This window comes from Vibrio azureus (assembly GCF_002849855.1).
Lineage (GTDB): Bacteria > Pseudomonadota > Gammaproteobacteria > Enterobacterales > Vibrionaceae > Vibrio > Vibrio azureus.
This window is the reverse complement of the sequence record NZ_CP018616.1, coordinates 2,320,474-2,332,825: the sequence shown is the minus strand read 5'-3', so window position 1 is coordinate 2,332,825 and position 12,352 is coordinate 2,320,474. Positions and strand designations below refer to the sequence as shown.

The window sequence follows — 12,352 nt, the reverse complement described above, 5'->3', positions numbered from 1 at the left end:
TCATGGCTCTTAAAAAGTTTCTTGAAGACGTCGAGCATCATTTCGAACCGGGTGGTAAGCACGAAAAGTGGTTTGCACTTTACGAAGCCGTTGCTACCGTGTTCTATACACCTGGTCTTGTGACTAAGAAAAGCTCGCACGTTCGTGATAGCGTTGATCTAAAACGTATCATGATCATGGTTTGGCTTGCTGTATTTCCTGCGATGTTCTGGGGAATGTATAATGTTGGTGGTCAAGCGATTGCTGCACTTAATGACCTGCACCCAGCGGCTGATGCACTTAATAAAGCGCTCCAGGGTGATTGGCACTATTGGTTAACACAAGCTTTGGGTGGAACATTGTCCACTGATGCAGGTGTTGGCAGTAAAATGCTCTTAGGTGCGACTTACTTCCTACCTATCTACGCTACGGTCTTTATCGTCGGTGGCTTTTGGGAAGTTCTTTTCTGTATGGTGCGTAAGCATGAAGTTAATGAAGGTTTCTTTGTTACTTCAATCCTATTCGCACTTATCGTTCCACCAACACTTCCTTTATGGCAAGCCGCTCTAGGTATTACCTTCGGTGTGGTTGTGGCAAAAGAAATCTTTGGTGGTACGGGTCGTAACTTCCTGAACCCTGCTTTGGCTGGTCGTGCGTTTCTTTTCTTTGCTTACCCAGCACAAATTTCGGGTGACCTAGTTTGGACTGCTGCGGATGGTTTCTCAGGCGCAACAGCACTGAGCCAATGGGCAAATGGTGGTAACGCAGCTCTGGTTAATAACGTAACAGGCGATGCGATTACTTGGATGGATGCCTTTATTGGTAACATCCCAGGCTCGATCGGTGAAGTGTCAACATTAGCACTAATGATTGGTGCTGCAATGATCGTTTACATGCGAATTGCATCATGGCGCATCATTGCTGGTGTTATGATTGGTATGATTGCAGTCTCAACATTGTTTAATCTTATCGGTTCAGACACTAACCCAATGTTTGATATGCCATGGCACTGGCACCTAGTTCTAGGTGGTTTTGCGTTCGGTATGTTCTTTATGGCAACAGATCCAGTATCCGCTTCATTTACTAACAATGCTAAATGGTGGTACGGCATCCTTATCGGTGCAATGTGTGTCATGATTCGTGTAGTTAACCCAGCTTACCCTGAAGGTATGATGCTGGCGATTCTATTCGCGAACCTATTCGCACCTCTGTTCGACCATGTGGTTATCGAGAAGAACATCAAGCGGAGACTAGCACGTTATGGCAAGTAATAACGACAGCATTAAAAAAACGCTGGGTGTTGTTGTCGGGTTGAGCCTTGTTTGTTCAATCATCGTATCAACAGCAGCCGTCGGACTGCGTGATGAGCAAAAAGCGAACGCAGTATTAGACAAGCAGTCTAAGATCATCCAAGTTGCTGGTATTGAAGCTTCAAATCCAGCACAAGTGAAAGAGCTGTACGGTGAGTACATTGAACCACGTTTGATTGATTTCAAAACGGGTGAATTCGTTGAGAAAGCAGAAGATGGTTCAACGGCAGCGAATTACGATCAGCGTGCTGCTGCAAAAGATCTTAAAGAGTCGACCAAACTGACGCCAGAGCAAGATGTGGCTAAGATCATCCGTCGTGCGAATACAGGTATTGTATACCTTGTTAAAAAAGACAACAAAGTGGATCAGGTTATCCTGCCTATTCATGGTAACGGCCTTTGGTCAATGATGTACGCATTCGTTGCAGTACAAACTGACGGTAACACGGTTAACGGTATTACTTACTACGAGCAAGGTGAAACTCCAGGGCTGGGTGGTGAAGTTGAAAACCCAACTTGGCGTGCGCAGTTTGTTGCAAAAGAACTGTTTGATGAAAACCATAAACCTGCTATCAAAATCGTGAAGGGCGGTGCTCCAGCTGGTTCTAAACATGCAGTTGATGGCTTATCTGGTGCAACTTTGACCAGTGTTGGTGTTCAGCACACGTTTGACTTTTGGCTAGGTAATAACGGCTTTGGTCCGTTCCTAGAGCGAGTACGTGACGGAGGTCTAAACTAATGTCCAGTGCCCAAAATGTTAAAAAGAGTATCTTAGCGCCTGTATTGGATAATAACCCAATCGCGCTACAGGTACTGGGTGTTTGTTCTGCTCTTGCAGTAACAACAAAACTAGAGACAGCATTTGTTATGACTCTTGCAGTAACGTTTGTAACTGCATTGTCTAACTTCTTTGTTTCTTCTATTCGTAACCACATTCCTAATAGTGTACGTATCATCGTTCAAATGGCGATCATTGCATCTTTGGTTATCGTGGTAGACGAAGTACTAAAAGCTTACTTATTCGATATCTCTAAACAGCTATCTGTATTTGTTGGCCTCATCATTACAAACTGTATTGTAATGGGTCGTGCGGAAGCATTCGCAATGAAATCGGCACCAATTCCATCATTCATTGATGGTATCGGTAACGGTCTTGGCTACGGCTTTGTTCTTATTACGGTGGGTTTCTTCCGTGAATTATTAGGTAGCGGTAAGCTATTTGGTATGGAAGTACTACCTCTTGTGAGCAATGGTGGTTGGTACCAACCTAATGGTCTAATGCTACTTGCACCATCTGCATTCTTCCTAATCGGCTTCTTGATCTGGATTATTCGTACGTTTAAGCCAGCACAAGTAGAAGCGAAGGAGTAAGGACGTCATGGAACATTACATTAGTCTTTTAGTTAAATCGATTTTCATCGAAAACATGGCGCTGTCTTTTTTCTTAGGTATGTGTACGTTTCTAGCGGTATCTAAGAAAGTAAAGACCTCATTTGGTCTCGGTGTGGCCGTTGTTGTTGTACTAACCATCGCGGTTCCAGTAAACAACTTGGTTTACACACATATTCTGAAAGAGAATGCGTTGATTGAAGGTGTCGACCTTAGCTTCCTAAACTTTATTGCGTTTATCGGTGTTATTGCAGCACTTGTACAAATCCTCGAGATGATTCTAGACCGTTTCTTCCCGCCTTTGTACAACGCATTAGGTATCTTCCTACCGTTGATCACCGTTAACTGTGCGATCTTTGGTGGGGTATCGTTCATGGTGACTCGTGACTACAACTTTGCTGAATCTGTCGTATACGGTTTTGGCTCTGGTGTGGGTTGGATGCTCGCTATCATCGCACTAGCAGGTATTCGTGAGAAAATGAAGTATTCAGACGTGCCTCCTGGCCTTCGTGGTTTGGGCATTACGTTCATCACTGTTGGTCTTATGGCGTTAGGCTTCATGTCTTTCTCTGGTGTTCAACTGTAAGTCGGGTAAACCGCGCAATTAATAAGGAATAGTCAATGGACATTATTCTTGGTGTCGTGATGTTTACTCTGATTGTACTGGCTTTAGTTTTAGTGATTCTATTTGCTAAATCTAAACTGGTACCAACAGGTGACATTACAATCGCTGTAAACGATAACCCTGAGTTGTCGATCGTGACACAGCCTGGTGGCAAACTACTAACAGCACTTGCAGGTGCGGGCGTATTCGTCTCTTCTGCTTGTGGTGGTGGTGGCTCTTGTGGCCAGTGTCGCGTAAAAGTTAAATCAGGTGGTGGTGACATTCTACCTACCGAGCTTGATCACATTACTAAAGGTGAAGCTCGTGAAGGTGAACGTCTTGCATGTCAAGTTGCAATGAAAACGGACATGGACATCGAACTTCCTGAAGAAATCTTTGGCGTTAAGAAGTGGGAATGTTCAGTTATCTCTAACGATAACAAAGCGACATTCATCAAAGAGCTTAAGCTGCAAATTCCAGATGGTGAATCAGTACCTTTCCGTGCTGGTGGTTACATTCAGATTGAAGCTCCTGCTCACCATGTGAAATACGCAGATTACGATATTCCTGAGGAATACCGTGGAGATTGGGATAAGTTCAACCTTTTCCGTTACGAGTCTAAAGTAACGGAAGAGACGATTCGTGCATATTCAATGGCTAACTACCCAGAAGAGCACGGTATCATCATGTTGAACGTTCGTATTGCAACTCCGCCACCGAACAACCCAGACGTAGCTCCTGGCATCATGTCATCGTTCATCTGGTCTCTAAAAGAAGGCGACAAGTGTACTATCTCTGGTCCATTTGGTGAGTTCTTTGCGAAAGACACTGACGCTGAAATGGTATTCGTTGGTGGTGGTGCGGGTATGGCGCCAATGCGTTCTCATATCTTCGACCAGCTAAAACGTCTAAACTCTAAGCGTAAGATGTCATTCTGGTATGGTGCACGTTCTAAACGTGAAATGTTCTACGTAGAAGACTTCGACGGCCTAGCGGCTGATAACGATAACTTCGTATGGCATTGTGCTCTGTCAGATCCACTTCCAGAAGATAACTGGGATGGTTACACAGGCTTTATTCACAACGTTCTTTACGAGAACTACCTACGTGATCATGAAGCGCCAGAAGATTGTGAGTACTACATGTGTGGTCCACCGATGATGAACGCTGCTGTGATCGGTATGCTGAAAGATCTCGGTGTAGAGGATGAAAACATCCTACTTGATGACTTTGGTGGTTAATTCCGCTAAGCAGTAAAACTCATGGCTAGCTCCTTACGAGCTAGCCATTGTTTTTTTAGGGCTTAACGATATTCAACTGTTAGCATTTGGTCTGATCTTTGCATCACTGACCCGAGTTGATATAGATAAAAGGTTATTGGTTAATCGACCTGTTCTCTATGTTAATTTTGATAATTTAGGAGTAAGCAAGTGAAAAAATGGCTTGTTATGTTAGCTTCTGTTTTGATTTTGGCAGGCTGTGAAAAGTCTTCCGATCAAATCCATTTAAGTGGCCCTACGATGGGGACGACGTACAACATTAAATACATCGAGCAGGAGAATCTTCCATCCCCGGAAGCGCTTCAAGCTGAAATTGATAGACTTCTTGAGCAAGTGAACGATCAAATGTCGACGTACCGTAAAGACTCAGAGCTGAGCCGCTTTAATCAACATCAAACTAGCGAGCCATTTGAAGTGTCACCACAAACGGCGACGGTAGTCAAAGAAGCCATTCGTCTTAATGCTGTCACGTTAGGTGCGCTAGATGTGACAGTGGGTCCACTGGTTAACCTTTGGGGCTTTGGTCCAGAGGCGCGTCCAGATGTTGTACCAACGGCGGAAGAGTTAGCGGCTCGTAAAGCCAGTACGGGGATTCACCATCTCTCCGTTGAGGACAATAAAATGGTAAAAGACATTCCAAACCTGTATGTTGATCTTTCAACCATAGCAAAAGGTTGGGGAGTTGATGTGGTTGCAGATTACTTGCAATCAGAGGGCATTCAAAACTACATGGTTGAAGTCGGTGGTGAGATGCGTCTTAAAGGGATTAACCGTGAGGGAGTACCATGGCGCATCGCAATCGAAAAGCCCACAGTAGATGAGCGTTCTATCCAAGAGATCATTGAACCTGGTGATATGGCGATTGCAACCAGTGGTGATTATCGTAATTACTTTGAAAGCGAAGGTGTGCGATACTCTCATATTATTAATCCTCAAACAGGCCAACCGATCAACCACAAAGTAGTCTCGGTTACCGTTCTGGACAAGTCTTCAATGACGGCTGATGGTCTTGCAACGGGTTTGATGGTCTTGGGTGAAGAAAAAGGCATGGAAGTAGCGAATCAATATAATATTGCTGCTTTCATGATAGTGAAAACGGATAATGGTTTTCAAGAATTGGCTTCAGAGGCCTATCAGCCATTCATGAACCAACAACAGTAGAGAGCATGTCTTTATGAGTACATTCCTAATCACTTTTGCAGTCTTTTTATGTGTGATTGCAGCCATGGCTGTTGGATACATTTTTCAGAAAAAGGTCGTAAAAGGCAGTTGTGGTGGTCTTGGCGCGGTTGGCATTGATAAAGTATGCAACTGCCCAGAACCCTGTGATGCACGAAAAAAACGAGAGGCACGCGAAGCCGCTCGTGCAGAGAAACTCGCAGCCTGGGATAAAGATCGTATTATGTAACGATCGAAAGCCTTGGGATTTTCTCAAGTGCTCTGATTTTCTGGACTAATGAGAAATCCTTGAACTAGGTCAACAGACCCTAGGTTCGAGGATTTTTTGTATCCCCCAAGTAATCTCTCTGACTCCAGACAGGCTATTAACCTTATCTGAGCCTCAAATCCCTGTTCTCTCAGCAATACCTTATACCAAATGACCTCACGATGCTTGATGCAGAGCGACGTTACTTTAATTGAAACTACTTTTATTGAATTCACTTGGGTATAAAACTAATGGAGAGTTTAGTTACTGGAATATATCTAAGGTTAAATAGCAATATCGGTCAGGATTCAATATACGTGATGAATTAAAATATGCGCCTGCTCAACTGAACATTCCAAATCCTATACTTGTATATGAACGATGATTCCTGAGTGACTTGTTTTTAATAGCAATATCAGTTGCTTTACTGCGTTACTTTAACCAACAGGTAGCATATTTGAAAGACTTTACTTCTGGCCCAATACATAGACATATTATATCGATGGCGATTCCTATCGCTATTAATATGCTTGTGCAAACTTTGGCAAATCTTATTGATGTATTTTTTGTCGGAAGGCTAGGCGATAATGAACTTGCCGGAGTGAGTGCTGCGGGTAACTTTCAGTTTCTGAACATGCTTTTCACACAGGTTTTGTTTGTTGGAAGTATGACGCTTGTTGCCCATGCGATAGGTAAAAAAGATATAAAAACTGCAGAGAGTATTTACAGCCACGGTATGTTTTATGGGCTTATAGTGGCATTGCTTGTGTTTATGCTGGGTAATGTTTTTTGTGGTGATTTATTAGACTATGTTCTTAATGATGCCATTGCACAAAACTTTGCGTTGGACTACCTAAAGTGGTTTATTCCATTCTTGTCACTGCAAGTTATTTACACTGTGATTGTTGGCCCTTTGTATGGGGCTGGCATGGCAAAACCTTTTACCTCGATCCAGTTAAAGTCGCAATGCGTTAACGTGGTTTTATCCCCGACTTTAATCAATGGTATTCCTGGCCTGATCCCATCAATGGGAGTGGAAGGAGCTGCTTTAGCAAGCCTTATATCAGGAGTGGTTGCTATCGTTCTTGTCATAAAGTATCTGCGCAGCCAGCAAAATCAATTAACACTGCATTTAGATAAAATTCGCCCTAATTGGGATATATTCAAACGAACATTAAAAATAGGTTTGCCATCGGGTGGAGAGTTTTTGATTAGCTTTATATCTATGACGATGGTTTACTGGATGTTGAGCCGTTTTGGGGTGATGGGGCAAGCAGGGTTTGGCTTGGGAGCGAAAGTCGCTCAGTCGCTGTTTTTACCAGCAATGGCGATCTCATTAGCAAGTCCTGCTATTGCGGCTCAAAATTTTTCTGCACGCCAATTTGATCGAGTGAGAAAAACATATGTTGTCACGGCGTTGATGTCGATGAGTGCGATGTTTGTGCTCATGCTTGTGTGTGTGTTGTTACCCGACTCTCTTGTATACTTTTTTAGTCATGACGAAGCAGTGAGAGCGGTTGCTGCGGAGTATTTAAGTTATATTGGGTTTAGCTTTCCTGCTCTTGGTTTAATATTTACTATTTCTGGAATGCTGCAAGCTCTAGGTAATACATCGCCTTCTTTTATCAATTCAGCGATCAAGCTAGCGATTCTTAGTGCTTTGTTAAGTTACTTTGCTTATCAGCCAGATTTTGTTATAGCGGATGTCTGGTGGGCAGTAATAATAGCCACACTATTTCAATCAATATTAAATGTCATGATACTAAAGGTTTATTTTATAAAGAAGCTAAGATAATGGAATTATAAATAATATGTAATCAAAGATATATTTATCTAACTGATGCGTAATTATCGACTCTATTTAAATTATAATTAATACTTAATTAAGTTGCAGTAAGCTCTAATTCTTAGGCTTACAAACCAACTCATACTATTTTCGGGAGAAAATGATGCCTAAAATTTCTGATCTTATGGTTGTCATAGGAATGACGATGCTCTTGAGTGCTTGTAATGATAATCAGCAAGCGCAGGGTCCTGCAGGTCATGCTCAAGCAGTCCCTGTTGATTCTATGCTAATACATTCTCAAAATATTGATATTTCTCAACCTTTCTCTGGCAGAACCGTTGCTTACCGTATAGCAGAAGTTCGTCCTCAAGTAGATGGAATCATCACTCAACGTTTGTTCAAGGAAGGAGCAGATGTCCAAGAAGGTCAGGTGCTATATCAAATTGAATCTTCTTCTTACCAAGCTAAATTAGATAAAGCGAAAGGCGACTTACAGTACGCACAAGAGCAACTGCGTCAAAATAAACGTTTAGCCCAGCGTTACAAAGCGTTGCTTGCCAGCCGTGCAATCAGTAAAGAAAAATATGAAGAAGCGGATTCAAACTACCGTTTATCACTGGCCAATGTTGAAATTAACAAATCCTTAGTGAAATCCGCTCAAATCAATTTGGATCATACCCAAATTAAAGCGCCAATTTCGGGTCGAATCGGAAAATCGTTTTTTTCAGAGGGCGCGCTGGTGACCAATGCTCAAGGTAATTACTTAGCGTCTATTCAGCAAATTTCTCCTTTGTATGTTGAGTTACCTATGTCTAGTCAAGACGCACTGTCACTGAGTAACAATGTGGAACAGCAATCTGCGACTCAGGATATGATTAAGTTGATGTTAGATAATGGTGTTGAGATTGAATCACCGGCCAAACTGCAATTTGCTGATATGTCAGTTAATGAGAATACTGACACAGTGACCGTTCGCCTTGAAATCCCGAACACCAATACCGCTCTATTACCAAACATGTATGTGCGTGCGGAAATAAAAACAGAAACCGATGCGAATGCTTTGTTAGTCCCACAAAAAGCCTTGACGCGCAACCCTAAAGGAGAGGCGATGGTCATGGTTATCAATGCTGAAAATAAAGTTGAAGCGCGCCCAGTAACAACAGCACAAATAGTTGGTAACGAGTGGCGAGTGACACAAGGGCTAGCGGATGGTGATCAAGTCATTACCGCAGGGTTACAGAAAATTCGTCCAGGCGCATTGGTTAATCCAACCATTGTTAACGCTCCAAAAACAAATAAGTAGAGAAATAATATGGCTCGTTTTTTTATCGATCGCCCTATTTTTGCTTGGGTGATCGCGATAGTTGTGATGCTTGCTGGTGTCCTTTCTATCATTAAGCTACCAGTTGCTCAGTATCCAAGTATTGCTCCACCGACGGTGGTCATCAGTGCAAGTTATCCAGGCGCGAATGCTAAAACCATGGAAGATACGGTGACTCAAGTCATTGAGCAACGTATGACGGGGATCGATCATTTACGATACTTGTCATCGACCAGTGACAGCTTCGGTAATACACAAATCACCCTTACCTTCAATGCAGAAGCGGATGCTGATATTGCCCAAGTGCAAGTTCAGAACAAGCTACAATCTGCCTTACCCTTATTGCCCATGGAAGTACAACAGCAAGGGGTGAAGGTTAATAAAGCCAGTGCATCATTTTTGATGGTAGTGGGCTTGTATTCACAAGATAATTCAATGGATCAAAATGATATTTCTGATTACATCAGTTCAAATATTGCTGATCCATTAAGCCGCGTTCCTGGTGTAGGAGAGATTCAAGCTTTTGGTGCTCAATATGCAATGCGTATTTGGCTTGACCCACATAAACTGACGAAATATAACTTGACCACCGCTGACGTGATTGGTGCCATTAAACAACAAAATGCTCAAGTTTCTGCTGGTCAGTTAGGCGGTTCACCGTCGGTATCAGGTCAGCAATTGAATGCGACAGTATCGGCTCAGAGTCGTTTGAAAACGCCTGAAGAGTTTAGAGATATTATTGTCAAATCCGATGCTTCTGGCGCGTCAATTTTGTTAGCGGATGTCGCTCGAGTCGAGCTGGGTGCGGAAAACTACGCGGCCAAAGTCTTTTATAATGGTCAACCATCAAGTGGTCTAGGGATCAAGCTTGCCTCTGGGGCTAATGCCTTGGATACAGCGGAAGCGGTTAAAGCAAAAATTGATGAGTTGAAGCCCTTTTTCCCAGCAGGGTTAACCGCGGTTTACCCTTACGATACAACGCCATTTGTTGAAAAGTCGATTGAAGGGGTTGTGCACACGCTATTTGAAGCTGTGATCCTTGTTTTCTGTATTATGTATCTGTTCCTGCAGAATTTCCGTGCAACGCTAATACCAACCATTGCAGTACCTGTCGTTCTTCTTGGTACGTTTGCTGTCCTTTCTCTTGCAGGCTTCTCTATCAATACGTTAACGATGTTTGCCATGGTACTTGCGATTGGTTTGCTTGTTGATGATGCTATCGTTGTGGTTGAAAACGTCGAAAGGATCATGCATGAAGAGGGGCTTAGTGCCCTCGAAGCGACTCGCAAATCAATGGATCAGATCACCAGTGCTTTGGTGGGGATTGGATTGACGCTCTCAGCCGTATTTGTCCCAATGGCATTTATGTCTGGCTCAACAGGTGTTATCTATCGTCAATTCTCAGTCACCATTGTGACGGCCATGGCATTGTCGGTATTGGTTGCTTTGATATTAACGCCAGCTTTGTGTGCGACAATGCTAAAGCCAATCGATCATAATGCCGAATCAAAAGGTTTCTTTGGTTGGTTTAACCGTGGCTTTGAACGCTTAACTCAGCGCTATGAAGTGGGCGTTGCGGCGATGATTAAACGCTCGGTTAGAGTGATGTTGATTTTTGCCGCACTCACTGCTGCCGTTGGTTGGATGTTTACAAAAATGCCAACCTCATTTTTGCCTGAAGAAGACCAGGGTATCTTGTTTGGTATGACTATTTTGCCAGCCAACTCGACACTAGAGCAAACGGAAGAGGTGATGGGGAAAATTTCCGATTACTACCTAAATAATGAGAAAGAGTCAGTAAATAGCGTTTTCACTGTTTCAGGATTTAGTTTCGCGGGTAGTGGTCAGAACATGGGCTTGGCCTTCGTTAGTTTAAAAGATTGGTCTGAGCGTACTGAGCCAGGCACTGATGTTAACTCTGTTGTTGGCCGTTCTATGGCATATTTCCAGCAGATTAAAAACGCTTTGTCTTTTGCTTTTGCACCTCCGGCGGTAGTAGAACTGGGTACGGCGAGTGGCTTTAATTTCTACTTGCAGGATAGAAGTGGCCAAGGTCATGACAAACTGATTGCCGCACGAAATCAATTATTAGGGATGGCGGCTCAGAATCCAAACCTTGTTGGCGTGCGTCCAAATGGTCAGGAAGATGCGCCGATTTATCAAATTGATATTGACCAAGCAAAAGTAGGAGCTTTAGGGATCGATATGCAATCGGTCAATCAAGTTCTTGCCACGGCATGGGGTGGTAGCTACGTAAATGACTTTATTGACCGTGGTCGGGTGAAAAAAGTCTTCATTCAGGGTGATGCTCCATATCGAATGAAACCGAGTGATCTTGATACGTGGCATGTACGAAATAAAAACGGTGAAATGGTGCCATTCTCGGCCTTTGCTTCCGGTCAGTGGCAGTATGCGTCACCAAGACTCGAGCGTTTCAATGCGACGCCTGCAGTCAATATTAACGGTGGTGTTGCACCAGGTTATAGTACTGGTCAAGCGATGCTGGATATTGAAGAAATGGTGAAAAAATTACCACCAGGCTTTGGTATTGAGTGGAACGGTTTATCTTATGAGGAGCGCCTCTCAGGTAACCAAGCGCCAATGCTTTATGCATTATCTATTCTGGTTGTATTCTTAGTATTAGCGGCATTGTACGAAAGCTGGTCGGTCCCGTTTGCGGTTATTTTAGTCGTACCACTGGGTATTCTTGGTGCTGTTATGGCAATGAACGGTCTACATATGGCCAATGATGTCTTTTTCCAAGTTGGTCTATTGACCACGGTGGGACTTGCCACTAAGAACGCGATTCTGATCGTGGAGTTTGCCAAAGAATATTACGAAAAAGGCGCGGGACTGGTTGAAGCGACATTACATGCAGTACGTGTTCGCTTACGTCCGATTATTATGACTTCGTTAGCATTTGGCCTTGGTGTTGTACCGCTTGCGATCAGTACTGGTGTTGGTTCAGGCGGTAAAAATGCGATTGGTACAGCGGTACTGGGAGGCATGCTCAGTTCTACTTTCTTGGGTATTTTCTTTATTCCAGTCTTCTTTATTATTGTGGAACGTATTTTTAGCCGCAAAAAGAAACAACAAGATAAAGTAAACATAGAGCTAACTAAGAAATAACGGTTACCGCTCACCTGAATATGAATAACGCTACGGTAACGTGGCGTTATTTTTTATTGGGTCTTGTGCATTCACATGCCTTAAGGTTGATCGATTCTATTTGGATATACCCTCAGGCTTAAACTTGC

General features: G+C 43.2%; 10 protein-coding genes. All 10 read left to right on the top strand.

The window, feature by feature from the left end:
• Nucleotides 1-2: 2 nt before the first annotated feature.
• The 10 genes from BS333_RS10585 (at nt 3) to BS333_RS10540 (ending at nt 12,224) form a co-directional block, all read left to right on the top strand.
• Complete coding sequence (locus tag BS333_RS10585; protein WP_021708222.1) at nt 3-1,250, top strand: NADH:ubiquinone reductase (Na(+)-transporting) subunit B; 1,248 nt, start codon at nt 3-5, stop codon at nt 1,248-1,250.
• Entirely contained in the window at nt 1,240-2,028 is a 789-nt protein-coding gene (locus tag BS333_RS10580; RefSeq protein ID WP_021708223.1) for a Na(+)-translocating NADH-quinone reductase subunit C, read from the top strand. Before BS333_RS10585 ends, BS333_RS10580 begins: the two co-directional genes overlap by 11 nt.
• Nucleotides 2,028-2,660 carry an NADH:ubiquinone reductase (Na(+)-transporting) subunit D gene (locus BS333_RS10575; protein ID WP_021708224.1) on the top strand — a complete coding sequence of 211 codons (633 nt, stop codon included), beginning with the start codon at nt 2,028-2,030 and terminating at the stop codon, nt 2,658-2,660. Before BS333_RS10580 ends, BS333_RS10575 begins: the two co-directional genes overlap by 1 nt.
• A gap of 7 nt (nt 2,661-2,667) precedes the next feature.
• Nucleotides 2,668-3,264 (top strand): NADH:ubiquinone reductase (Na(+)-transporting) subunit E, encoded by a 597-nt coding sequence (gene nqrE, locus BS333_RS10570; protein WP_021708225.1) that lies wholly within the window; start codon nt 2,668-2,670, stop codon nt 3,262-3,264.
• 35 nt (nt 3,265-3,299) lie between these two features.
• Entirely contained in the window at nt 3,300-4,523 is a 1,224-nt protein-coding gene (gene nqrF / locus BS333_RS10565) for an NADH:ubiquinone reductase (Na(+)-transporting) subunit F (protein ID WP_021708226.1), read from the top strand.
• A 189-nt stretch (nt 4,524-4,712) separates the two neighbouring features.
• Entirely contained in the window at nt 4,713-5,723 is a 1,011-nt protein-coding gene (locus BS333_RS10560) for an FAD:protein FMN transferase (protein WP_021708227.1), read from the top strand.
• A 13-nt stretch (nt 5,724-5,736) separates the two neighbouring features.
• Nucleotides 5,737-5,970: a (Na+)-NQR maturation NqrM gene (nqrM, locus tag BS333_RS10555; RefSeq protein WP_021708228.1), complete on the top strand. Its 234-nt coding sequence runs from the start codon at nt 5,737-5,739 to the stop codon at nt 5,968-5,970.
• Between the two features lie 475 nt (nt 5,971-6,445).
• Nucleotides 6,446-7,783, top strand: coding sequence for an MATE family efflux transporter (locus tag BS333_RS10550; RefSeq protein ID WP_021708229.1), 1,338 nt, complete (start codon nt 6,446-6,448; stop codon nt 7,781-7,783).
• Between the two features lie 154 nt (nt 7,784-7,937).
• On the top strand, nt 7,938-9,077 hold the full coding sequence (locus BS333_RS10545; protein ID WP_033003198.1) for an efflux RND transporter periplasmic adaptor subunit: 1,140 nt from the start codon (nt 7,938-7,940) through the stop codon (nt 9,075-9,077).
• Nucleotides 9,078-9,086: 9 nt separating this feature from the next.
• On the top strand, nt 9,087-12,224 hold the full coding sequence (locus BS333_RS10540) for an efflux RND transporter permease subunit (protein WP_021708231.1): 3,138 nt from the start codon (nt 9,087-9,089) through the stop codon (nt 12,222-12,224).
• Nucleotides 12,225-12,352 lie beyond the last annotated feature (128 nt).